Genomic DNA, 22,144 nt, shown 5'->3' with positions numbered 1-22,144 from the left:
GTTACAGTAATATCCGCAGGTATCTTTCGATATCAAATCTACATGAAAGGATGGGGTATGAAACTTTCTCATTATTTAATTGGCTTACTTCTACTCCTAGTCTTTCTCTCTATTAGCATTGGAACCAGTGATTTTTCATGGGGAAAACTCTTTGCTCTAGATCATGAAACTTGGCTCCTCTTTCAAGAGTCCCGTCTTCCAAGAACCATTAGCATTCTCCTGACTGCCTCTAGTATGAGTATGGCAGGACTTCTCATGCAGACCATCACTCAAAATCAATTTGCTGCACCGAGTACAGTTGGAACCACTGAAGCCGCCAAACTGGGAATGGTATTGAGCCTCTTTGCCTTTCCGTCGGCTAGTCTGACCCAAAAGATGCTCTTCGCTTTTATTTCATCCATCGTATTCACCCTCTTCTTCCTAGCCTTTATGACCATTTTTACTGTAAAGGAAAGATGGATGTTGCCTCTTATTGGGATCATCTATAGCGGGATTATCGGTTCTGTGACAGAAGTTATCGCCTACCGTTTCAATCTGGTTCAGAGTATGACTGCCTGGACCCAGGGCTCCTTCTCCATGATTCAGACTCATCAGTATGAATGGCTCTTTTTAGGGCTCATTATCCTGATAGCCGTTTGGAAATTATCCCAAACCTTCACCATCATGAATCTAGGAAAAGAAACTAGCGAAAGTTTGGGGATTTCCTACTCCCTACTTGAAAAACTGGCCCTCTTTCTGGTGGCGCTAACGACTAGTGTCACCATGATTACCGTGGGTGGCTTGCCATTTCTCGGGGTCATCGTTCCCAATCTTGTTCGTAAGCACTATGGAGATAATTTGAGTCAAACCAAACTCATGGTCGCACTGGTTGGGGCCAATCTAGTTCTGGCCTGCGACATCCTATCCCGAGTCTTGATTCGACCCTATGAGTTGTCTGTCAGTCTTCTACTAGGAATCATTGGTAGCGTCGTCTTTATCCTACTTCTCTGGAGAGGGGGACGAAAAGATGCAGTTTAAAAGCAAACATACCAAACTCTTCTGCCTTCTCATTATCCTCGCCATCGGAGCTTTCCTTCTCTACTTTTGGCCCATTACTCACCTGTCCACCTTCGCTTGGAAGCTGCGTTCCCAAAAGATTATCGTTTATCTCTTGGTAGCTATCGCGACAGGGATTTCGACCATTAGTTTTCAAACACTGACGGAAAATCGTTTCCTGACGCCAAGTATTTTAGGAATCGAATCCTTCTACGTCCTACTGCAAACTCTACTACTGGTTTTTGAAAGCAAGTTTCTTCAACTTGGCAAGTCCCCTATTTTAGAATTCCTAGTCTTACTTCTTGTCCAATCCCTCTTCTTTCTTACCTTACAAGGCTACTTGAAGACGCTAATGAAGCAAGATCTGGTCTTCATACTGCTGATCTGTCTAGCCCTCGGAAGTCTCTTTCGAAATATCAGTACCTTCCTTCAGGTCCTGATGGATCCAAATGAATACGATAAACTGCAGAACAGTCTCTTTGCTTCCTTTCAACATCTCAACACTTCCATCCTAGCCATCGGTTCTTTGATCATCTTCGCTTTGACAATCTTTTTCCTTCGAAAAGCAGTCATTCTGGATGTCTTGCACCTGCAAAGAGAAACGGCTCAGATATTGGGACTCGACGTTGAAAAAGAACAGAGAGAGCTCCTCTGGGGTATCGTACTTTTGACCTCAACGGCCACTGCCTTGGTAGGGCCTATGGCCTTCTTCGGCTTTATGCTAGCCAACCTCACCTACCTAATCGTCAAAGACTATCGACACAAGTTGCTCTTTATCGTAGCCATTCTGATTGGATTTATTAGTTTGACCTTGGGGCAAGCCCTCATCGAACGAGTCTTTGCACTGGAAATTCGCATCAACATGATTATTGAGAGCGTTGGAGGTCTCTTATTCTTTATCTTACTTTATAGGAGGGCGCGTCGGTGAAACTGAAAAACATTGACAAATCCATTCAAAAACAGGATATTTTGCAAAGCATTTCGCTTGAAGTCAGTCCTCAGAAACTGACAGCCTTCATTGGTCCAAATGGTGCTGGAAAATCAACTCTCCTCTCCATCATGAGCAGACTGATCAAGAAGGATCAGGGAATACTTAGTATTAAAGGCCGTGAAATCGAGAGTTGGAATTCGCAAGAACTAGCCCAAGAATTGACCATCCTAAAGCAGAAGATCAATTACCAGGCAAAATTAACCGTTGAAGAACTGGTCAGCTTTGGACGTTTTCCCTACAGCCGAGGTCGACTGAGACCAGAAGATTGGGAAAAAATTCGAGAAACTCTGAACTATCTGGAACTGATAAACTTAAAAGACCGCTACATCGATAGTCTGTCTGGCGGCCAGCTCCAGCGGGTCTTTATCGCTATGGTACTGGCCCAGGATACAGACTTTATCTTGCTGGACGAACCACTCAACAATCTCGACATCAAGCAAAGCGTCAGCATGATGCAGATTCTCAAGCGACTGGTGTCAGAGCTCGGCAAGACCATTATCATCGTCCTCCACGATATCAACATGGCCAGTCAGTATGCAGATGAAATTGTCGCCTTCAAGGACGGTCAAATATTTAGCAAGGGAACCACAAATCAGATCATGCAGGCTGACCTGCTCAGTCAACTTTACGAGATTCCCATCACGCTAGCGGATATCAATGGCAAAAAGATCTGTATCTATAGCTAGTAACTAAGAAACTCGAGTTAGAGAACCCTCTGTCTCTTAGCTAACAAGCCTATCTAAGAGACTCCCTACATCGTTATCACATTTTAAAAAGGAGAAATCATGAAAACATCCCTTAAACTTTATCTCACTGCCCTAGCGGCCAGCTTCTTGCTCCTACTTGGTGCATGTAGTACAAACTCAAGTACTAGTAAGACGGAGTCAAGTAGCTCTGCTCCAACAGAGGTAACCATTAAAAGTTCACTAGGTGTAGTCACACTTTCAAAAGTCCCTGAAAAGATTGTGACCTTTGACCTCGGTGCTGCGGATACTATTCGCGCTTTAGGTTTTGAAAAGAATATCGTCGGAATGCCTACAAAAACTGTTCCGACTTATCTTAAAGACCTAGCTGGAAAAGTTAAAAATGTTGGTTCTATGGTTGAGCCAGACCTAGAAGCCCTTGCTGCTCTTGAACCAGACCTAATTATCGCTTCACCACGTACCCAAAAATTCGTAGATAAGTTCAACGAAATCGCTCCGACTGTTCTCTTCCAAGCAGGCAAAGATGACTACTGGACTTCTACCAAGACTAATATCGAATCCTTAGCAGGCGCCTTTGGTGAAACTGGCACACAGAAAGCCAAGGAAGAATTAGCCAAGCTAGACAAGAGCATCCAAGAAGTCGCTACTAAAAACGAAAGTTCTGACAAAAAAGCCCTTGCTATCCTCCTCAACGAAGGAAAAATGGCAGCCTTTGGTGCCCAATCTCGTTTCTCTTTCTTATACCAAGCTTTGAAATTCAAGCCAACTGATACTCAATTTGAAGATTCTCGCCACGGACAAGAAGTCAGCTTTGAAAGTGTCAAAGAAATCAATCCTGACATCCTCTTTGTCATCAACCGCACCCTTGCCATCGGTGGGGACAACTCTAGCAACGACGGTGTCCTAGAAAATGCCCTTATCGCTGAAACACCTGCCGCTAAAAATGGTAAGATTATCCAACTAACACCAGACCTCTGGTATCTAAGTGGAGGCGGACTTGAATCAACCAAACTCATGATTGAAGACGCGCAAAAAGCCTTGAAATAAGCTGCTTCAAACTCAACTAACATCTTTACATGATAAAACGCATCCTATCAGACTCACTCAAACCTGATAGGATGCGTTTTTATCATTTCACTAAAATATTTTTACCTAGCCTCATTTTTCTTCTTGATTCCGTTTAAGGGAAAAATGGTCTGGGACGGGGTCCTTACCTGTTTTCGACCAGGGATGGCAACGTAAAATCCGAGCCAAGCCCATCAAGACACCCTTGAAGCCATGTTTTTCAATAGCCTGAATCATGTAGTTGGAACAAGTCGGCTCAAAGCGACAAGAGGGTGGAAAGGCTGGGGAGATAAACCGTTGGTAAAAGCGCACAGGCGCTATTAAAATTCGTTTCATTATTTCTTGGTTACAGCCATGGTGTGTAGTTGGCTGATTTCTTTTTTATTAAGACGACGGGATTCTCCTGGACGGAGTCCTGTCAAGTCTAGATGTCCAAAACGGGTCCGTGACAACTTGTCCACTTGAAGACCGACAGCTTCAAACATCTTTTTAACCTGGTGGTTACGCCCTTCATGGATAGTCAACTGCACCACAGAGCGGTTTTTGACTGGATCCACTTTGAGAATCTCATAGACAGCCGGCTTGGTTTTCTTACCATCAATCTCAAGTCCACGGGTCAAGGGGCGGAGATTATCCTTATTGGCCACACCTTTAACACGCGCGACATAAACCTTGTCAATCTCATTACGAGGGTGAATCATTTCATCCGTAAAATCCCCGTCATTAGTCAAAATCAAGACACCTGATGTGTCCCAGTCTAAACGACCTACAGGGTAGATGCGCTCCTTCACGTTGGGCAAGAGGTCGACAACCGTCTTGCGGCCCTTGTCATCTGTCACACTGGAAATGACACCGCGTGGTTTGTTAAGCAGATAATAGACCTTTTCTTCGTTGTAGATAGGCTGGCCTTCAACTTCGACCTTGTCGCCTGACTTGATGGTGGTTGCGAGTTCACGCACCACCTGTCCGTTGACAGTCACCAAGCCTTGCTTGATCAACTCTTCTGCTTTTCTCCTACTGGCCACACCTGCGTGGGCAATATACTTATTGATTCTCATCTTCTTCTATCCTTTCACCAAATAATTGGCTTTCTTGGGCTTGAATTTCAAGCTCATCAATCACTGGTAATTCTTCCAAATGATTTATCCCCATGTAATCTAGGAAATAATCTGTAGTCACATAGAGGTTGGGGCGACCCAAGACTTCTTTTTTCCCGTCTTCCTTTATCAGGTCAAAAGCCTGCAACTTTGCCAAGGCCCCACTCGAGTTGACCCCACGGATGGCATCAATCTCTATCCGTGTGATGGGTTGCTTGTAGGCAACGATGGACAAGGTCTCAAGGGCAGCTCGAGACAAGCTCTGGTTGATAGGCGCCTTGGAATATTCCTTCAAAACCTCTGAAAACTGAGGCTTGGTCACCAATCTATAAGCCCCACCTGTCTCAATCAGAGCCAAACTGGAATCAGTGTCCTTTTCATACTTCTGGACTAATTTTTCTAAACTCTGTTGGATACCTGTCGGTGGCAGAGAGAGGAGTTCAGCTAACTGGCGGACCCTAATCCCATCTTCACCCGCTACAAACAAGAGCGCTTCTATTTTTGCTAAAGTACTCATCTTTCCTCTCTATCAAGTCTAGCTTTGGGCCACTTGACTTTCTTCCTTCTTTTCCATGAGATAGATATCTCCGAAACTCTCCTCTTGCACGAGAATCAGCTCCTGGGTTTTGATTAACTCCAAGGTTGCCAAAAAGAGGGTAATAACCTCTTGGACATTCTGGGCTTCCTTGAACAAATCCTGCAAGCGTAACTGATCTCGTCCAGTCAAGGACTCTTTCACGATGACCATCATGTCCTCAATCTTATACTCATCCCTCAAGATAGTCGTGTGATTCTGTGCAAACTCCTCTTTTTTCTTGGCTAGGATATTTGAAAAAGCCAAAAAAAGATCAATGGTCGTCTTATCATGCACAAGCTCGGCATCTTCGTAAATCAACTCTGTCGGCGCTTTGGAATAGTGCTGGGCCCGTTCTTGGTGCTTGGCTTCCAAGTGCTCCCCCAAGAGCTTGAACTTACGGTATTCTTCGATTTGAGAGAGAAGGTCCTGCTCTAGGTCATCCTCCAAGTCGGTTACTTCGGCTACCTTTGGAAGAAGCTTGCGGCTCTTGATCAACATCAGCTGACTGGCCATGACCATGTACTCACCCGTCACTTCCAGACGCATGGCCTGCAGGGTTGAGACATAGGCTAGATACTGCTCAATGACTTCCGTAATGGGCACATCGTAGATATCCATCTGGTACTTAGAAACCAGGTGCAAGAGCAAGTCCAGGGGCCCTTCAAAATCTTTTAATTTAATATCCATTATCTATATTTTTCTAAGGTCAGGACTGTTTTTAATCCTAATTTTTTTGCAATTTCGTACAAATCGACCTTGTTTTCAATTTGTCGTAGAATGAACTGTTCCCGCAAGGCTTGGGCTGATAGGCTTGGAAAACCTTTCTCCTTGACAAAGGACTCCAACTGACGGAAGGCCCACTGACGAGAATAAGCTTTCCCTGCCCTTTCAAAGAGATAGGTCTGTCCCATCAAGGGTTCTAACTCTGAAAGCAAGGTTGTGGGAATGCTGACAATCCTCTGTTGGGAAGCCTTCTTGATTCGCAACACCTGAAAGTCCAGATTGATATCTGCAACCTTAAGGACTAAAATCTCACTTGGCAAGAGCCCCATCTCCAAGATAAGAAGCGCCAGCAAGCGTCCTTCTGGATAATTACTTTCCTGCCAAAAAGAGTCTAGGTCTAAGAGTTCTGGATTTTCGGTTTTCTTTTCAGCTTGTTTGGCTAATTCCAAGCGGTAAAAGCTATCCACTTCTCCTTTTTGATAGAGAAAGTAGAGAAATTGGTTACAGGCCGAAATCTTTCGCTTCTGGGCACTGATTTTTAGATTGGCTAGCTGGGCTTGATATATCTTGAGACTGGTCTCAGAAATCCGCTCGCCCACAATGTCTAAAAATTGCTCCAAATCATACTTATAAGACTGCTTAGAATTGGCAGATAAACCCTGCTTTTCCTCTAAAAAGGCTGAAATCCTATCTCTCATCGGCATCGAATCTCATAGTCCTTACTAAAGTCATGCAAGAGAGCATTGACAGCCTTGAGGATAGACTTGCGCGTGATAATCCCTTGGAAAATCCCTGACGCATCCACAACCGGCAAGAAAGACTCATCTACCAGCTTGTGCAAGACCTCCGTAATGGTAAAATCAGGCGAAACAACCGCTACGTCCCTTTTCGTCATATGAACGATATCCGTATCCGCCATGATTTCGGGGCTCAAGTCATGCTCCATCTGATAAGCCATAATATCTCTGAGCCCAATAGTCCCAACAAACTGCTTTTCATCTGTCACAACGGGAACACGGGTATAGGTCATCTGACTGAGCAAGAGGGTCGCATGATCCGCATTGTGGGTATCAATCAACACAGCTAGATTTTCAGCAGGGGTCAAAAAAGTTTCCTCTTGGCCTAGCAAGAAAGTCTCAAACTCCTTGGCAATCATCTGCTAAACTCCTTGGACAGGCCTGGATACACCTCGTGGTCTCGTGTCAAAAAATCCACTTTGAAATAGCTATCATCAATCTCCACACGAGCATAGAGACATTCTCTGATGGTACCTCGTGGTTGGCTGATAGAACCTGGATTTAGAAAGAGGGTTTTGCCCTCCATCCAAGCACTTGGCACATGCAAGTGACCATAGAGGCAGATATCGGCCTCTTCCTCCTGAGCCCAGTAGTCCAACTTTTGAAAGTTGAAATTGATGTCAAACAAGTGACCATGAGTTTGGATAATCTTGGTCGAACCAAGCTCGGTCACCAAACGTTCTGGGTAGCCGGCGTAGAAGTCCATGTTCCCTTTAACAACACGGATGCCTTCCCAAAGGGGAGAATCAGGACGCAGTTCAGAATCGCCATTATGAAAAACGGCATCAACTTTGCCTACATAGCGATCACGGATTTCTTCCACAATCAAGCTATCGCCATGAGAATCGCTCATTACAATGATGGTTTGCTTTGCCATGATGGAAATACCTCCAAAAGTTTCTTAACGGCTAAGGCACGGTGAGATTGACTATTTTTTTCTTCAAGGGTTAATTCAGCTGATGACTTGCCTGTCTCTCCTACAAGGAAGAGAGGATCATAGCCAAAGCCATTTTCACCCTTAGGTTCAAAGTTAATGTAGCCTGGCCAGTCTGCCTCAACAACCAAGCTTTCCTTGTTTGGACTGGCCACGACTAGGGTTGTATGGAATTGAGCCGAGCGGTCCTTGAGTTCAAAGACCATGGCCAATTCGTGCAAGAGTTTGGCATTGTTTTCACGGTCAGTAGCTCCCACACCTGCGAAACGAGCTGACCAGACACCTGGCAAGCCACCTAGGACATCGACTTTGAGACCTGAGTCATCTGCCAAAACCATCTTGCCCGTTAATTGAGAAATGGTTTCTGCCTTGAGACGGGCATTTTCTTCGAAGGTCATGCCTGTTTCAGCTACTTCAGGCAGGTCAGGATAGTCATTAAGATTTTCCACATCGTAGCCTAACTTATCAAAGATAGCTCGGAACTCTTTGGTCTTGCCTTCGTTTCGAGTCGCAATCAATAAGGTTTCTCTGACCTTGCTTGTCTCAAAGAAATCATGAACATTGACCCCTTCTTTAGGCAATGCTACATGCAGGAGTTGCCCATTTTCAATCAAGAGAAAAGCTCCCTGACGTTGGATGACTTCCAGATTTCGTCCCATTTCTTGGTTGAGGATATCTACCACAAAAGACAATAAACGGTAGAGAGAACCATAGCGTAAAACAATCACAGAAATAGGAAAACCTTGTTCCTCATCTCGAAATCTTTGGGCAAACTCAAATAGAGGAAAATCCAAGTCTTCATCAGTCAATGTCCGGACACCACCAAAAATACTATATGAGCCGACATACCAGTCCTGGTCATCCTTATATTCATAAATTTTATTTGTCATAATTCTACATGCTCCACATAAATCTCTTTTTCCAGCCATTCTTCACCAATTTGTGCAAAACTTTGGCTGCTGGCTGTTGTGTAAAAACGGTGATGGAGTGGTCCAGCATCGCGACCACGATTGATTTCAAAATAATTGAGTAAGACTGAGATATCCCGTACGCACTCTGCCCCACTATCGATGAGCTGAACCTTGGGTCCCATGACATTTTGAATAATAGGTCTGAGCAGTGGATAATGGGTACAACCCAAAATCAGGCTATCCACTTTTCCAACCAAGGGACGCAGGGTTTCATAAACCACTTTTTTGGTAACACTGGTTGACAGGGCACCCGACTCGACCAAGGGGGCAAACTTGGGACAGGCCAAACTCTCCACCTGTAAGTCCGGATCCAAATCATGGATTTTCTGACGGTAGATGTCTGATTTTACCGTCATGGGTGTTCCAATGACCCCGATTTTCCCACCTTGGCTGGACTTGATGGCTGCCGAAGCTCCTGGCAAAATCACACCTAGGACGGGAATGTTGAGTTGAGCCTTGATTTCTTCCCAGACGACCGCAGTCGCAGTGTTACAAGCAATGACAATCATTTTGACATCCTTGGTCAAGAGAAAGTTGACCAACTGCCAAGTATATTCACGAATTTGCTCAGCAGGACGGGGACCATAGGGCGCCCGCGCCGAATCTCCAATATAGACGATTTCTTCATGAGGAAGCTGGCGCATGAGCTCACGCACAACGGTCAAGCCCCCGACACCCGAATCCAAAAAACCAATTGGTCGATTATCCATACAGTCTTCTTTCTAGTCTTTTTTCTGATTGATAGTTCATTATGATTACTTGTCTTCATGAACTGAAGAACAACTTCATCAACAACTATCTCTCTTAATCATAATCAAATATCAATAGAATGCAAGGAAAAAGTCTCATCCCTAAACCATAGCCAACATAGTGAGAAGTCTGGAACTTTCATCCCAGACTTTTCCTTATTTATTTTTTCTTTTTATTGTTAGCAAGGGCTGCTTTTTGTTGTCGGATGATTTGGTGGTAAACTTGTTGTACCTTAGCTTCGCTTGGTTTTTGACCATTTGCACTCAAAAGAGTACGAACTGCTTCAGCATTCAAACGTGGGTTGTCAGCGAATTCTTTTTCAATTTGCTTACGAACCAAGTACATTCCTCCAAGAGCTCCTCCTAGAAAAGCTAGCACAATCAATACAATTGCTAAAAGTAAATCCATCATTTTTCTCCTGTTTCTTTTTGAGTCCCTTTCATTATACCATAAACTAGCCACCCTGACTAGTTTGTTTTACGCTTTCAAGGATGGAATAGACAACAAAAAGAACCCTGCTTTTCTGCAAAAGAGGGCTCCTTGCTGAGTTTAATTTACATAAATAGCCAGCATTTGATAGGGGTTGAGTAGAATTTTTTCAGACACTTCTACATCTTCATAGTTTGAAATCAAAATTTGTCCATTTTGGTAGGCTAGAGGTAAGTCGATTTCCACTTCTGTAGCATAAAAATTATTGAGCACTAGCAACTTTTCATCCTCATACTGGCGTTCAAAAGCATAGACTTGTTTGCTATCTTCAAAGGCTGGTTTGTAACTTCCTTCTGAGATGATAGGCATTTCTTTGCGAAGTCGAATCAAGTCTTGGTAGAAGGTGAAAATCGGACCTTGGATTTCATTTTCTACATTGATGTGAGGGTAGAATTTTCCTGCCTTGAGCCAAGGAGTACTTACTGTGAAGCCTGCATTTTCAGAAGCATCCCACTGCATGGGAATTCGTGAATTATCACGCGACTTAGCTTGAATAATCTGGAAGGATTCTTCCTGACTCTTTCCTTCTTCTAAGAGCATCTGATAAGCATTGAGCGATTCGACATCCACATAATCAGCCATCGAATCATAGTCTGGGTCAATCATCCCGATTTCCTCACCCATATAGATATAAGGTGTTCCACGTGACAGGTGAATGCTGGCTGCCAGCATGGTGGCTCCTTCCTTGCGGAAGTTTTGAATATCAACAAAACGGTTCAAAGCGCGTGGTTGGTCGTGATTGTTCCAAAAGAGGGCGCTCCACCCATCTTTATCACTCATCTCCTTGCCCCAGCTATGGTAAAGTCTTTTCAACTCTTCAAAATCAAAGGGAGCCAAGGTCCACTTTTGTCCATCCTTGTAGTCCACCTTTAGATGATGAAAATTAAAGGTCATGGATAATTCCTGACGGTCAGGCGACGAATAGAGGACACAGTTTTCCATGGTGGTAGAAGACATTTCTCCAACTGTCATAAAGCTATCGTCGGATCCAAAAGTGGCTTGGTTCATCATACGCAAATAGTCATGAACGATGGGCTTATCTGTATAAGCTGGCTTCCCTTCATTTTCAGGACAGTCCACTAAAACCTCGTCCTTACCGATCAAATTGACTACATCAAATCGGAAACCTTTGACACCCTTGTCGCGCCAGAAATTAACAACCTTGAAAAGCTCCTTACGAACATTGAGATTGCGCCAGTTAAGGTCAGCCTGGGTCTCATCAAAGAGGTGAAGGTAGTATTTCCCCGTATCCCCGAAAGGTGCCCAAGCAGAGCCACCAAACTTAGACTGCCAGTCTGTTGGTTGGTCTTGGACGAAGAAAAAGTCTTGATAATACTTGTCACCAGCTAAGGCTTTCTGAAACCATTCATGTTCTGTCGAACAATGATTGAGCACCATGTCCAGCATAAAGTCAATCTTGTGCTCTTTACCGACACGCACCATTTCCTCAAAATCAGCCATATCACCAAAAAGAGGATCTACTGCCATATAATCTGAAATATCGTAACCATTATCCCGTTGAGGGCTTGGATAGAATGGATTGAGCCAGACCATATCCACGCCCAGTTTGGCTAAATAGGGGATTTTTTCGATAATCCCACGAAAGTCCCCAATACCATTTCCAGTGGTGTCTTTGTAAGATTTTGGATAGATTTGATAGACTACTTTTCCTTTATCAAGTGTCATCTGTTTCTCCTTTTCTGATAAAAGGGAGGAAGCAGTCTTCCGTCCCTATTTGTGCTATTTCAATTATACTCAATGAAAAGCAAAGAGCAAACTAGGAAGCTAGCCGCAGGTTGCTCAAAACACTGTTTTGAGGTTGCGGATAGAACTGACGAAGTCAGTAACCATACCTACGGTAAGGCGACGCTGACGTGGTTTGAAGAGATTTTCGAAGAGTATTAGATTCGTGTTGCGACCATGAGATCTTCTCCAGCTTGGATCGTTGTCGGATAAGTTCCAGTAATAGTCGCTGTATAAGCATCTTGATTGGTAATAATGACAGGAGTTTCTGTTACCAGACCTGCAGCCTTAATGACATCCATATCAAAACGAATCAGTTTCTGACCAACTGTGACATGATCTCCTTGGGCTACAAGACTTTCAAATCCTTTGCCATCAAGACCAACTGTATCCATACCGATGTGAATGAGCAATTCCACTCCCTCATCAGAGACAATACCGATGGCATGCTTGGTAGGGAAAAGAACCGTCACTGTCCCATTGACTGGAGAAGTCAACTCACCTTGACTTGGTTCAATGACCAGACCTTGCCCCATGACACCTGAAGCAAAGACTGGATCAGTTGCTTGACTTAGTTCTTTTACTTGTCCTTCAAGTGGGCTAACAATTTCTACTGGAGTATGTTCTACTGGTTCATGGCTCACAAATTCTGCTTCTTCTTGAGCAACGAATTCTGCCTGCAAGTCCGTATCGTCCTCTGTTTTTGTAAAGAGACCGGCCTTGCGGAAGAAGAAAGTCAAGAGCATTGGAACAAGAATAGCGACTAGCATAGTTCCTGCAAATGGCAACATGTATTGAGGTTGAATAGATAGGATACCTGGCAAACCACCGATACCAATAGAAGCCGCAGTTACATTAAAAGTAACGGATAACATGCCTGCAAGAGCTGAACCAGTCATTCCAGCTACAAATGGATAGATGTATTTGACATTGACCCCAAAGAGGGCTGGTTCTGTAACACCAAGATAGGCTGAAATAGTGGCAGGAAGTGAAACCTGAGCCTCACGCTCATCATGACGGTGCATGAAATAGTAAGCAAATACGGCCGAACCTTGGGCAATATTAGAAAGAGCAATCATAGGCCAGAGGGCAGTTCCACCAGCATCCGCAATCAATTGTGTATCAATAGCATTGGTCATATGATGTAGACCTGTGATGACAAATGGAGCGTAGAGGGCACCAAAAATCGCACCGAAGAGCCATTTAACTGGACCCGTCAAAACTGCCAATACAACTGATGAAAGTCCTTGACCAATTGTCCAACCAATTGGTCCCAAAACAGTATGAGCCAAAATCAAAGCTGGAATCAATGACAAGAAAGGCACAAAAATCATGGAAATCACTTCTGGAATATGCTTGCGCCAGAAAATTTCAAGATAAGACAGACTCAAACCTGCAAGCAAGGCTGGAATAACTTGGGCTTGGTAACCGATACGATTAACAGTAAAGTAACCAAAATTCCAAACCCAGTTTGCCGCAATATCAGCTGCTGGCGTTGAAGCAACCGCATAGGCATTGAGCAACTGAGGCGATACCAAACAGATTCCGAGAACAATTCCCAAGATTTGGCTGGTTCCCATCTTACGAGAGACAGACCAGGTAATCCCTACTGGTAAGAACTGGAAGATAGCTTCACCCGGCAACCAGAGGAAGTGATTAACCCCTGCCCAAAACTGAGAGGATTCCGTGATGGTCTTGCCATCCAACATAGACCAATGCACACCTTCCAAGACATTACGAAAACCAAGAATCAATCCACCAACAATCAAGGCTGGAATAATCGGAGTAAAGATTTCCGCCAGAGTGGTCATGACACGTTGGACCACGTTTTGATTACTCTTAGCTGCAGACTTGGCTGCTTCTTTGGAAACACCCTCAATGCCTGAAACAGCTGTAAAATCATTATAAAAGATGGGCACATCATTCCCAATAATCACCTGAAATTGACCTGCATTGGTAAAGGTTCCTTTAACAGCTGGAATTGACTCGATAGCCTTAACATTAGCCTTTTTATCATCTCCTAAAACAAACCGCATCCGTGTCGCACAGTGGGTTACAGCAATCACATTTTCTTTGCCTCCAATTGCCTGAAGCAGATCTTTAGCTTCTTGTTCAAATTTTCCCATTTGATTCTCCTTATACTTATCAAAGCAAGTTTGATTTGATAAGTATATTGTAAACGATACCAAACTTGTCTGAAACTTGTTTGGTGTAAAAAGAGTGTTTTTTTGTAAATTTTCTAGCACTTGTATGGTAAAATAGATACAGGTGTTCATTAAACTAGACTAAAAACCCATTTAATACTCAATGAAAATCAAAGAGCAAACTAGGAAGCTAGCCGCAGGTTGCTCAAAACACTGTTTTGAGGTTGCAGATAGAGCTGACGTGGTTTGAAGAGATTTTCGAAGAGTATAAGGAAGTACAATGAAGAAATACCAACAATTATTTAAGCAAATCCAAGAAACCATTCAAAACGAGACTTATGCTGTCGGAGATTTCCTTCCTAGCGAGCACGACCTTATGAACCAGTATCAGGTAAGTCGTGATACCGTCCGAAAGGCCCTGTCTCTCCTCCAAGAGGAAGGATTGATCAAAAAGATAAGAGGGCAAGGTTCTCAAGTCGTCAAAGAAGAAACCGTCAATTTCCCTGTATCCAACCTAACCAGCTACCAAGAACTGGTTCAAGAACTTGGACTGCGCTCTAAAACCAACGTGGTCAGTCTGGACAAGATTATTATTGATAAAAAATCCTCGCTAATAACTGGCTTCCCAGATTTTCGTATGGTTTGGAAGGTGGTTCGCCAGCGTGTGGTGGATGATCAAGTCTCTGTACTGGATATTGACTATCTGGATATGGAACTAATCCCAAATATCACTCGCCAAATTGCTGAGCAGTCTATCTACTCTTATATAGAGGACGACCTCAAACTCCTTATTGATTATGCTCAAAAGGAAATAACCATTGACCACTCAAATGACCGGGACAAGATTCTCATGGACATAGGCAAAGACCCTTATGTCGTTTCAATCAAGTCAAAAGTCTATCTCCAAGACGGGCGCCAATTTCAATTTACCGAAAGTCGGCATAAATTAGAAAAATTTCACTTTGTAGATTTTGCAAAACGTAAGAAATAAAAGACTGAGACACTAGATCTCAGCCTTTTTCTTTATCCCAAAACCAATTCATCACTGACTAGACTTTGGCCACTATTTTTCTGGAAGAGATGCATGAGATCTTCAACTGTCAGATGCTTTTTCTCCTCTCCTTTGACATCCACCACTATCTTACCCTGATAGAGCATAATGAGACGGTTTCCGTACTCAATCGCATGGTTCATATCATGGGTAATCATCAAAGTCGTCAGCTGATGGTGTTCCACAATCTTTTGCGTCAAGTCCATCACCATTTGACTGGTTTTTGGATCAAGTGCCGCAGTATGTTCATCCAAAAGCAAAAGTTTGGGTTTCACCAGAGCTGCCATGACTAGGGTCAAGGCCTGTCTTTGTCCTCCTGAGAGATATTGAGTATCTACTTTTAAGCGGTTTTCAAGACCAATATTCAACTCCTTCAAGGCCTCTTGGAACTGGATTCTATCCTTCTCCTTCACGCCCCAACCAAGCCCTCTCTTCTGTCCGCGTCTCAAGGCAATAGCCATATTCTCCTCAATCGTCAAACGAGAAGCTGTTCCCATCTTAGGATCTTGAAAAACACGAGCGATATCCTTGGCTCTCTTTCTTACACTCAGATTTTTAATGGATTTGCCTGCCAGTAGAAGGTCCCCTTCATCCACCGATAGATTGCCAGCCAAGATATTCATCAAAGTGGATTTCCCTGCTCCATTTCCACCAATCACAGAGATAAAATCTCCCTCTTCAACCTCTAAATCTAATCCTTTGAGGACATGGTTCTCATTGACCGTCCCTGCTTCAAATATTTTGTGAATATTTTCAAGTGTTAACAAACTAGACATACCTTTCTCCTCCTATTCATTTCTCAATTTCAGACCACGAATCTTTAATCTCTTTTGCAATTCTGGTGCAAATAAAACTAAGGCGAGCAAGATTGCATTAAAGAGACGAACTAGATTTTGATCTAGATTTGGAATTTCATAGATATTTAAAATAATCAAACGGTATACAATAGCACCGATTCCGATGGATAACAAGCGGCCTCCAATGGTCAAGTCGTGTATCAAGACTTCCGCAATAATCACTGCACTCAAACCAACAACAATGGTTCCTGTCCCAGAAGTCACATCTGAAAATCCATCATTTTGGGCAAACAAAGAACCACATAGGGCAATCAAGCCGTTTGAAATCATGTAAGCAACAATCTTCATCGTGTCTACATTGACCCCATTTGCCTCACTCATAGGAATATTGTCCCCAGTCGAACGCAAGACCAAGCCAATCTCTGTTTTCATCAAAAGAGTCAAGACCAAACAAACAAGTAAGAGACAGGCCAAACTGAGTGAGAAAACAGCTTCTTCATTTGACAGCCCCAAGCTCGCCAACTGTTTAAAGACAGTTGAAGAATCTCCCAAGGAAAGATTGGGCACACTTCCCATGATTTTAATATTGATTGAATAAAGCCCTGTCAAGGTCACAATCCCTGTCAAGAGAGCTGGAATTTTCATCTTGGTGTGGAGCATTCCTGATACAAGACCTGCTACCATACCTGCCAGCAAAGCAAGTAAGGTCGCAATCCAAGGATTTGTCCCTGCCTGTATCTGAGATACGACGACAGCCGCCCCCAGTGGAAAGGCTCCTTCAGCAGTCATATCCGCAATATCCAAAATACGGAAAGTCAAGTAGACCCCAATCGCCATAATCGACCACAACAAACCTTCTGATAAACTAGATAACACAAAATTCATCTTAAACCTCCTTATTCCTTGCCTTCTAACTTACTAATATCAATTCCCAATGCATCTGCCATTTCTTGATTGGTATGCAATTCCAGTTTTTCAGGCAACTCAACTGCTATATTTTCTGGCTTTTCACCTTTTAAAACACGAATCAGCATGCGAGCTGTCTGCCTTCCCAATTCTTCATAATTGGTTCCGTAGTTATACAAGCCACCAACAGCAATCATTTCTGTTGAACCACCGAATACTGGAACCTTGTGTTTAATAGAAACCTGCTTGACTGTTTCCATGGTTGATGAAATGATATTATCCGTTGGTACAAAAACCATATCTACCTCTGCCATCAAGCTTTCTGCTGCAGCCTTGACGTTGTTACTGTCCAAGATTGTTTTTTCAACAAAGGTAAAGCCTTTTTCTTCCAGAAGGCGCTTAGCTTCATCCTTTTGGACAACTGAATTTGGCTCGCTCTGAGTATAGAGGATTCCAATCGTTTTAGCCTTTGGTAACACTTTCTTTATCAAATTGATTTGGGTTGAAATGGCATCTGATGACTGGTCACTTGTCCCAGTCACATTGCCCCCAGGGTGTTCTCTTGACTCAACCAACTTGGCACTGACAGGATCTGTTACCGCTGAAAAAATAACAGGTGTCGTTTGTGTTGTATTGGCCAAGCTCTGAGCAGAAGGCGTTGCGATAGCTAGAACGACATCACTAGATTCTGCTAGTTGCTGGGAAATCGTTTTTAGATTTCTTTGTTCTCCTTGTGCATTTTGCAAATCAATCTCGATATTTTCCCCTTCAATATAGCCTTGTTTGGCCAGCTCATCCACAAAACCTTCTCTAGTAGCGTCCAAAGATTGATGAGTAATAAACTGCGAAATACCGATACGAAACACATCTTTTTTCTTATCTGCCTTCAACTGATGCAAACTGATCAGAGAGGTCAAGAGGATCCCCACTACTAAGAGGGGGGCTAGTAATTTTCGAACAACTTTCATAATGAAACTCCTTCTCAGAAAAGATAAAACAAAAAACCGCCTAGATACTATCTAAACGGATGCTTCAAATAATCTAACAAGTTACAACTTAGCTAGTCCATTTAGATATTCATCTATATGGACCACAATCAAAAATCTTAGCCACATAGATACAAACAAATTGCTTGAACTGTTTGCATCCATGGTGACATGTCTACAAACACTATCTAAAGTAGCTAAAGTAAAAGTTTTGATTCATCGTTACAGCTTGTCTCTTATTCATTTCTTTTTCTGCTTTCTTTTTTGATGTTTCCTATCTTACCACCTTTTTCATCACCTGTCAAGAATATTTCAGAATTTTTTAAAATTTTTCGAAAATTCTTTCATAATTCTTTCAATTCTTTTAGGATAATTTCAAAAATTTGCCCATTAGACAAAATAGAACGATTTGAAGACTTTTATGGTATTTAGTTGTACTAGAGTCTTTTAAAAGTGTTTTGATGGCTTGTATTTCTTCTTTGGTTGATTTCATATCACTATTATATAATGCGTTTTGATTTTAGTATAGTATTAAACTGACTCTTGGCAGTCGGACAAAAAATCGACAGTTATTTTATATTGTTTAAAACCAATAGTCAATACGACAATCTCTTTACTTTTCGGTTATCAACTCTGTAGATTGCTAACATATCCAAAATAAGCCAAGTATCCCGAGGATAGGCAACAGAAATGAATTATTTATACTCTGGATACCACTTCAAATCACGAACTGCTTTGGCCATATCTGTTTCCTTAGCGCGTGCAAGACCTTGCTCTTGTGCTTTTTTAGCGACTGCTTCTGCTACTTTAATAGAAACATCTGCTACATACTTGAATGGTGGCAAGACAGGAGCTCCTGGTTGGCCTGGATTGACAATACCACTCAATGAATGCGCCGCTGCTCCAATCATTTCATCAGTCAAAAGACTTGCTTCAGAAGCCAGCATACCTAGACCAAGACCTGGGTAAATCAGGGCATTATTTGCTTGACCAATCACATAGTCTACACCTTTATAAGAAACCGTATCAGCAGGAATTCCTGTTGCGACAAAAGCTTTGCCATCTGACCATTCAATCAAATCTTTGGCGCTAGCTTCTGCCAATTTAGTTGGATTTGACAAAGGGAAGATCATTGGACGTTCTGTGTTTTCACACATAGCTTCTACTATTTCTTTAGTGAAGGTATTAGGCTGAGTTGAAGTTCCTACAAGAATGGTTGGCTTCACAGTCTTCACTACTTCAAGCAGATCAGTCAACTTATCTGCGTTACTAAAGTCAGCACGTTTCTTAGCAAATGGTTTTTGCTCTGGTGTCAAGTCATCCATGTCATCAAAGAGAAGACCTTGTTTATCAACCATAAAGAACCGTTTATAGGCTTCTTCTTCAGAAAGACCTTCACTTACCATTTCACGAAGAACACGAGAGGCAATTCCTGCACCCGCAGTACCACCACCATAGCAGAGATAAACTTGATCTGTTAATTTTTCACCACTAATATCCAGCGAACCGAAGATACCACCCAAGGTAACGATTCCTGTACCTTGAATATCATCATTAAAGGTCGGAATTTGTTTCCGGTATTTTTCAAGAATATTGGCAGCATTCAAGCGGCCGAAGTCTTCCCAGTGAAGGTAGAGTTTAGGAAAGAGACGTTCTGCTGTTTGAACGAATTGGTCAACGAAGTCGTAGTAACGATCTCCGCGGACCCGTTCGTGACGATTTCCTAAGTAATTAGGATTGTTACGAAGTTCTTCACGGTTAGTCCCTGCATCAATGACTAAAGGAAGGACCATCGAAGGATCGATTCCAGCAGCACCCGTATAGACCATCAATTTCCCAACAGAAATATCGACACCATTTGTTCCCCAGTCGCCAATTCCAAGGATTCCTTCTGCATCTGTTACAACAATGAGACGAATCTCGCGACCCCCGGCAGCGTTTTTCAAAGTAGCTTCAATATTTTCAGGATGATTAATATCAAGATATCCCGCATATTGGGGATCTACAAAAAGATCACTATAGCCTTCAATGGTATCTGCAATGGTTGGATCGTATACAATTGGATTAAATTCCTCCAAATGTTGAGAAAAGAGGTAATAGAAAAGAGTCCGGTTGGTATTAAAAATTTCCATTAGGAAAAGACGTTTTTCCAAATCATTGGCTTTTGTTTGCATTTGTGCATAAGTTTGCGCCGCTTGTTCTTCAATCGTTTGAACATACGGTGGCAGTAAACCAATAAGGCCTAGTTCCTTTCGCTCCTCTAAGGTAAAGGCAGTACCTTTATTGAGGAAAGGATTGTTTAAAATATCATGTGCAGTCATAGTGCAAGCTCCTTTTTACTTATATTATACCACATGAAACGAATTGTTCGTAAAACGTTGTTGTTTAAATAATACAATTGTATACGCATATGTTATAAATTTCTGAACTCATCAAACTCTCGATGATCTCTCTTTACTAAAAGTTTCGAGTAAAATAAACCAATCATACAAATTGACAATCCTAATTAAAATAAATATCATCTAGGTATGTTATGTAATACTTTGTATTTTTTAAGGTGTTTTTTGTCATATAAAACTTGTATTCTATTTATATGACAACTAAAAACTATTTACAACAATATATTTCCCAAAAAGTGAAATATTTTCGAACACAGAATAAAATGAGCCAGGAAGAACTTTCGGAACAAGCAGGACTCGGGCTTAAGTATATCAATCAACTTGAAAACCAAAATGTGAATCTGACCATTCACAGTCTTGAAAAAGTGATTGACGCCCTAGAAATGACCCCAGAGGAATTTTTCAATTTTGATAGCCTTGAATCAACCTCTGATAAGAGTGACAATCTTTCACTCAAAAGAATCAACATGAAGATTAAACAGCTCCCTATTGATAAACGAGAAAAAATGTTGGTCATTTTTGAAAGTATCTTAGATAATCTTTGAGATCCCTGACTCACTTACATTTTAACTGGTGAATACTCGTATAGTCAAATTGTAGGATACGGATAAAAATTATTTATCTGCTGTTTTCCACTTATTTTCCTTCTCCAACTAATGAAAGTGAACCCATATGAATTTAAAAGATCTACAATATTTTTATGACCTCTGCCAGCTTCAATCCTATACGGAAGTAGCAAAACAACATAAAGTCAGCCAACCATCTATTTCTTATGCTATCAAGCGCTTAGAGGAATCCTTTAACTGCAAATTGATTCACCATGACCCCTCGCATCGTTCCTTCAAGCTAACTCCTCAAGGACAAATCCTTCTAAAGCATACAGAGCTGATTTTACCTGAGGTCATTTCTACTCGCAAAGAAATTAATCGCTCCTTGGCACAATACTCTACTGTAGGATTCCCTCCTATTATCATTCAGTATCTCTTTGCTGCCTTAAACGAAAAAGATAAATTTGATTTTTTAAAAAAGATACGCCCTATCCGCGGTGGCTCCGTAGAGTTATTAAACCTTCTCCTTAAGGGAGACCTTAATGCAAGCCTACTCGGTTTGATTGAACCTCTCAATTATCCTTCAATAGAGACACACGAGTTATTTCATAAAGAACTGTATGTCGTTTTATCTAAGAACCATCCTTTTGCCACTGCTCCTTCCCTCGCTTTTGAAGAATTAGTAGATCAATCCTTTATACTCTTAGACGAACACTTTGTTCACCTGAAAGCTTTTGAAACGCTTAATCAAAAGCATCAAAACAAGGCAGAAATATTCTTTAAGACTGATGACATTGCCATCCTTAAAGAACTTTTAAAGAAAGGGATTGGCCTTAGTTTACTGGCTGATATCGCACTTTCTGATGAAGATGATGATTTAATAAAAATTCCTCTTATACCGAAGGACAAGATAACTTTTACAGTTTATTACGCTTACCTTAAATCAGCTACACCGTCATCAGAAATAGAAGCTTTATTTAAACTCCTTAAATCATATGAATAGAAAAAACTCTAACTATCAATGAACTGATAGCTAGAGTTTTTTACATTGTAGATATTATACTCAATGAAAATTAAAAAGCAAACTAGGAAGCTAGCCGCAGGCTGCTCAAAACACTGTTTTGAGGTTATAGATAAGACTGACGAAGTCAGTCACATATATACAATAAGGCGACGCTGACGTGGTTTGAAGAGATTTTCGAAGAGTATTAGACTATAGTAGATTGAAGCTAGAGTAATACGTCGCGACTTCTAAAACTTTTCTAGAAATTAATTTGACTTTCCTAATCGAGTTGTTCAGATTTTATTTCATCTCACTATAATTTAATGATTTTCTAAGAATTCTATTTCTTTCGAAAATTCTTTCAAAGTTTTTTCAAATCAGTCCAACAAAAAAAGGTTTATAATTTCCACAAAAGTTGACATGGAAATTATAAA

At 41.9% G+C, this 22,144-nt stretch carries 23 protein-coding genes and 1 pseudogene; 7 read left to right on the top strand and 17 right to left on the bottom strand.

Features of this window, described 5'->3' with window-relative positions:
* Positions 1-57: 57 nt before the first annotated feature.
* The 4 genes from RYK12_RS00450 to RYK12_RS00435 all read left to right on the top strand — a co-directional run bounded on the left by RYK12_RS00450 (position 58) and on the right by RYK12_RS00435 (position 3,777).
* Complete coding sequence (locus RYK12_RS00450) at positions 58-1,017, top strand: ABC transporter permease (RefSeq protein WP_314846392.1); 960 nt, start codon at positions 58-60, stop codon at positions 1,015-1,017.
* The gene (locus RYK12_RS00445; RefSeq protein WP_314846390.1) at positions 1,007-1,963 is read left to right on the top strand and encodes an iron chelate uptake ABC transporter family permease subunit; all 957 of its coding nucleotides are present in this window, start codon (positions 1,007-1,009) and stop codon (positions 1,961-1,963) included. The genes RYK12_RS00450 and RYK12_RS00445 overlap by 11 nt, the downstream gene beginning before the upstream one ends.
* Positions 1,960-2,712, top strand: coding sequence for an ATP-binding cassette domain-containing protein (locus tag RYK12_RS00440; RefSeq protein WP_314846389.1), 753 nt, complete (start codon positions 1,960-1,962; stop codon positions 2,710-2,712). The genes RYK12_RS00445 and RYK12_RS00440 overlap by 4 nt, the downstream gene beginning before the upstream one ends.
* A 99-nt stretch (positions 2,713-2,811) precedes the next feature.
* The gene (locus tag RYK12_RS00435) at positions 2,812-3,777 is read left to right on the top strand and encodes a siderophore ABC transporter substrate-binding protein (protein WP_314846388.1); all 966 of its coding nucleotides are present in this window, start codon (positions 2,812-2,814) and stop codon (positions 3,775-3,777) included.
* Positions 3,778-3,888: 111 nt separating this feature from the next.
* Here the strand turns inward: RYK12_RS00435 and yidD are convergent, their stop codons facing one another.
* The 12 genes from yidD to treP all read right to left on the bottom strand — a co-directional run bounded on the left by yidD (position 3,889) and on the right by treP (position 14,002).
* Positions 3,889-4,131, bottom strand: a complete 243-nt coding sequence (gene yidD / locus RYK12_RS00430; RefSeq protein ID WP_000821624.1) for a membrane protein insertion efficiency factor YidD — start codon at positions 4,129-4,131, stop codon at positions 3,889-3,891.
* Positions 4,131-4,853, bottom strand: coding sequence for a pseudouridine synthase (locus RYK12_RS00425; RefSeq protein WP_001222228.1), 723 nt, complete (start codon positions 4,851-4,853; stop codon positions 4,131-4,133). Before RYK12_RS00425 ends, yidD begins: the two co-directional genes overlap by 1 nt.
* Positions 4,840-5,409, bottom strand: a complete 570-nt coding sequence (scpB, locus tag RYK12_RS00420; protein ID WP_201058758.1) for an SMC-Scp complex subunit ScpB — start codon at positions 5,407-5,409, stop codon at positions 4,840-4,842. Before scpB ends, RYK12_RS00425 begins: the two co-directional genes overlap by 14 nt.
* A gap of 18 nt (positions 5,410-5,427) precedes the next feature.
* A complete protein-coding gene (locus RYK12_RS00415) occupies positions 5,428-6,156 on the bottom strand; it encodes a segregation/condensation protein A (protein WP_049551789.1) in 729 nt (242 codons plus the stop codon).
* The gene (gene xerD / locus RYK12_RS00410) at positions 6,156-6,890 is read right to left on the bottom strand and encodes a site-specific tyrosine recombinase XerD (protein ID WP_314846383.1); all 735 of its coding nucleotides are present in this window, start codon (positions 6,888-6,890) and stop codon (positions 6,156-6,158) included. The genes RYK12_RS00415 and xerD overlap by 1 nt, the downstream gene beginning before the upstream one ends.
* Entirely contained in the window at positions 6,887-7,348 is a 462-nt protein-coding gene (gene cbpB, locus RYK12_RS00405) for a cyclic-di-AMP-binding protein CbpB (protein ID WP_314846382.1), read from the bottom strand. Before cbpB ends, xerD begins: the two co-directional genes overlap by 4 nt.
* Complete coding sequence (locus RYK12_RS00400) at positions 7,345-7,866, bottom strand: metallophosphoesterase (protein ID WP_001118952.1); 522 nt, start codon at positions 7,864-7,866, stop codon at positions 7,345-7,347. Before RYK12_RS00400 ends, cbpB begins: the two co-directional genes overlap by 4 nt.
* On the bottom strand, positions 7,842-8,813 hold the full coding sequence (locus tag RYK12_RS00395) for a nucleoside-triphosphate diphosphatase (RefSeq protein WP_000182419.1): 972 nt from the start codon (positions 8,811-8,813) through the stop codon (positions 7,842-7,844). Before RYK12_RS00395 ends, RYK12_RS00400 begins: the two co-directional genes overlap by 25 nt.
* Complete coding sequence (racE, locus tag RYK12_RS00390) at positions 8,810-9,604, bottom strand: glutamate racemase (protein ID WP_314846381.1); 795 nt, start codon at positions 9,602-9,604, stop codon at positions 8,810-8,812. The genes RYK12_RS00395 and racE overlap by 4 nt, the downstream gene beginning before the upstream one ends.
* Before the next feature lie 199 nt (positions 9,605-9,803).
* Positions 9,804-10,052, bottom strand: a complete 249-nt coding sequence (locus RYK12_RS00385) for a YneF family protein (RefSeq protein ID WP_000364990.1) — start codon at positions 10,050-10,052, stop codon at positions 9,804-9,806.
* 141 nt (positions 10,053-10,193) lie between these two features.
* Positions 10,194-11,819: an alpha,alpha-phosphotrehalase gene (treC, locus tag RYK12_RS00380; protein ID WP_314846377.1), complete on the bottom strand. Its 1,626-nt coding sequence runs from the start codon at positions 11,817-11,819 to the stop codon at positions 10,194-10,196.
* Between the two features lie 215 nt (positions 11,820-12,034).
* On the bottom strand, positions 12,035-14,002 hold the full coding sequence (treP, locus tag RYK12_RS00375; protein WP_314846376.1) for a PTS system trehalose-specific EIIBC component: 1,968 nt from the start codon (positions 14,000-14,002) through the stop codon (positions 12,035-12,037).
* Positions 14,003-14,300: 298 nt separating this feature from the next.
* Between treP and treR the strand changes: the two genes are divergently transcribed.
* Complete coding sequence (treR, locus tag RYK12_RS00370) at positions 14,301-15,011, top strand: trehalose operon repressor (protein WP_314846375.1); 711 nt, start codon at positions 14,301-14,303, stop codon at positions 15,009-15,011.
* Between the two features lie 32 nt (positions 15,012-15,043).
* Here treR and RYK12_RS00365 read toward each other — a convergent pair whose 3' ends face one another.
* The 5 genes and pseudogenes from RYK12_RS00365 to RYK12_RS00345 form a co-directional block, all read right to left on the bottom strand.
* On the bottom strand, positions 15,044-15,847 hold the full coding sequence (locus RYK12_RS00365; protein ID WP_314846373.1) for an ATP-binding cassette domain-containing protein: 804 nt from the start codon (positions 15,845-15,847) through the stop codon (positions 15,044-15,046).
* A 12-nt stretch (positions 15,848-15,859) separates the two neighbouring features.
* A complete protein-coding gene (locus tag RYK12_RS00360; protein ID WP_314846372.1) occupies positions 15,860-16,753 on the bottom strand; it encodes an ABC transporter permease subunit in 894 nt (297 codons plus the stop codon).
* Between the two features lie 11 nt (positions 16,754-16,764).
* Positions 16,765-17,742, bottom strand: coding sequence for an ABC transporter substrate-binding protein (locus RYK12_RS00355; protein ID WP_314846371.1), 978 nt, complete (start codon positions 17,740-17,742; stop codon positions 16,765-16,767).
* A gap of 391 nt (positions 17,743-18,133) precedes the next feature.
* A pseudogene (locus RYK12_RS00350) lies at positions 18,134-18,253 on the bottom strand (IS630 family transposase); the annotation flags it as partial.
* A gap of 202 nt (positions 18,254-18,455) precedes the next feature.
* A complete protein-coding gene (locus RYK12_RS00345; RefSeq protein WP_314846369.1) occupies positions 18,456-20,081 on the bottom strand; it encodes a malolactic enzyme in 1,626 nt (541 codons plus the stop codon).
* Between the two features lie 272 nt (positions 20,082-20,353).
* Here RYK12_RS00345 and RYK12_RS00340 point away from each other — a divergent pair, with 272 nt between their 5' ends.
* Together RYK12_RS00340 and RYK12_RS00335 are read left to right on the top strand one after the other, a co-directional pair.
* Positions 20,354-20,704 (top strand): helix-turn-helix domain-containing protein, encoded by a 351-nt coding sequence (locus RYK12_RS00340; RefSeq protein WP_000208712.1) that lies wholly within the window; start codon positions 20,354-20,356, stop codon positions 20,702-20,704.
* Between the two features lie 127 nt (positions 20,705-20,831).
* Positions 20,832-21,710: a LysR family transcriptional regulator gene (locus tag RYK12_RS00335; protein ID WP_314846367.1), complete on the top strand. Its 879-nt coding sequence runs from the start codon at positions 20,832-20,834 to the stop codon at positions 21,708-21,710.
* The last annotated feature ends 434 nt before the right edge of the window (positions 21,711-22,144 follow it).

Origin of the sequence: uncultured Streptococcus sp., from assembly GCF_963518475.1 — a bacterium.
Classification (GTDB): domain Bacteria; phylum Bacillota; class Bacilli; order Lactobacillales; family Streptococcaceae; genus Streptococcus.
Note: the sequence above shows the minus strand (reverse complement) of the source record. Positions and strands in the feature narration are given on the sequence as shown.

What these genes read in the sequence shown, in the direction of transcription:
- RYK12_RS00450 (WP_314846392.1), top strand. Translation starts at nt 58, where the DNA reads ATGAAACTTTCTCATTATTTAATTGGCTTACTTCTACTCCTAGTCTTT.
- RYK12_RS00445 (WP_314846390.1), top strand. Translation starts at nt 1,007, where the DNA reads ATGCAGTTTAAAAGCAAACATACCAAACTCTTCTGCCTTCTCATTATC.
- RYK12_RS00435 (WP_314846388.1), top strand. Translation starts at nt 2,812, where the DNA reads ATGAAAACATCCCTTAAACTTTATCTCACTGCCCTAGCGGCCAGCTTC.
- yidD (WP_000821624.1), bottom strand. Translation starts at nt 4,131, where the DNA reads ATGAAACGAATTTTAATAGCGCCTGTGCGCTTTTACCAACGGTTTATC.
- RYK12_RS00425 (WP_001222228.1), bottom strand. Translation starts at nt 4,853, where the DNA reads ATGAGAATCAATAAGTATATTGCCCACGCAGGTGTGGCCAGTAGGAGA.
- scpB (WP_201058758.1), bottom strand. Translation starts at nt 5,409, where the DNA reads ATGAGTACTTTAGCAAAAATAGAAGCGCTCTTGTTTGTAGCGGGTGAA.
- RYK12_RS00415 (WP_049551789.1), bottom strand. Translation starts at nt 6,156, where the DNA reads ATGGATATTAAATTAAAAGATTTTGAAGGGCCCCTGGACTTGCTCTTG.
- xerD (WP_314846383.1), bottom strand. Translation starts at nt 6,890, where the DNA reads ATGAGAGATAGGATTTCAGCCTTTTTAGAGGAAAAGCAGGGTTTATCT.
- cbpB (WP_314846382.1), bottom strand. Translation starts at nt 7,348, where the DNA reads ATGATTGCCAAGGAGTTTGAGACTTTCTTGCTAGGCCAAGAGGAAACT.
- RYK12_RS00400 (WP_001118952.1), bottom strand. Translation starts at nt 7,866, where the DNA reads ATGGCAAAGCAAACCATCATTGTAATGAGCGATTCTCATGGCGATAGC.
- RYK12_RS00395 (WP_000182419.1), bottom strand. Translation starts at nt 8,813, where the DNA reads ATGACAAATAAAATTTATGAATATAAGGATGACCAGGACTGGTATGTC.
- racE (WP_314846381.1), bottom strand. Translation starts at nt 9,604, where the DNA reads ATGGATAATCGACCAATTGGTTTTTTGGATTCGGGTGTCGGGGGCTTG.
- RYK12_RS00385 (WP_000364990.1), bottom strand. Translation starts at nt 10,052, where the DNA reads ATGGATTTACTTTTAGCAATTGTATTGATTGTGCTAGCTTTTCTAGGA.
- treC (WP_314846377.1), bottom strand. Translation starts at nt 11,819, where the DNA reads ATGACACTTGATAAAGGAAAAGTAGTCTATCAAATCTATCCAAAATCT.
- treP (WP_314846376.1), bottom strand. Translation starts at nt 14,002, where the DNA reads ATGGGAAAATTTGAACAAGAAGCTAAAGATCTGCTTCAGGCAATTGGA.
- treR (WP_314846375.1), top strand. Translation starts at nt 14,301, where the DNA reads ATGAAGAAATACCAACAATTATTTAAGCAAATCCAAGAAACCATTCAA.
- RYK12_RS00365 (WP_314846373.1), bottom strand. Translation starts at nt 15,847, where the DNA reads ATGTCTAGTTTGTTAACACTTGAAAATATTCACAAAATATTTGAAGCA.
- RYK12_RS00360 (WP_314846372.1), bottom strand. Translation starts at nt 16,753, where the DNA reads ATGAATTTTGTGTTATCTAGTTTATCAGAAGGTTTGTTGTGGTCGATT.
- RYK12_RS00355 (WP_314846371.1), bottom strand. Translation starts at nt 17,742, where the DNA reads ATGAAAGTTGTTCGAAAATTACTAGCCCCCCTCTTAGTAGTGGGGATC.
- RYK12_RS00345 (WP_314846369.1), bottom strand. Translation starts at nt 20,081, where the DNA reads ATGACTGCACATGATATTTTAAACAATCCTTTCCTCAATAAAGGTACT.
- RYK12_RS00340 (WP_000208712.1), top strand. Translation starts at nt 20,354, where the DNA reads ATGACAACTAAAAACTATTTACAACAATATATTTCCCAAAAAGTGAAA.
- RYK12_RS00335 (WP_314846367.1), top strand. Translation starts at nt 20,832, where the DNA reads ATGAATTTAAAAGATCTACAATATTTTTATGACCTCTGCCAGCTTCAA.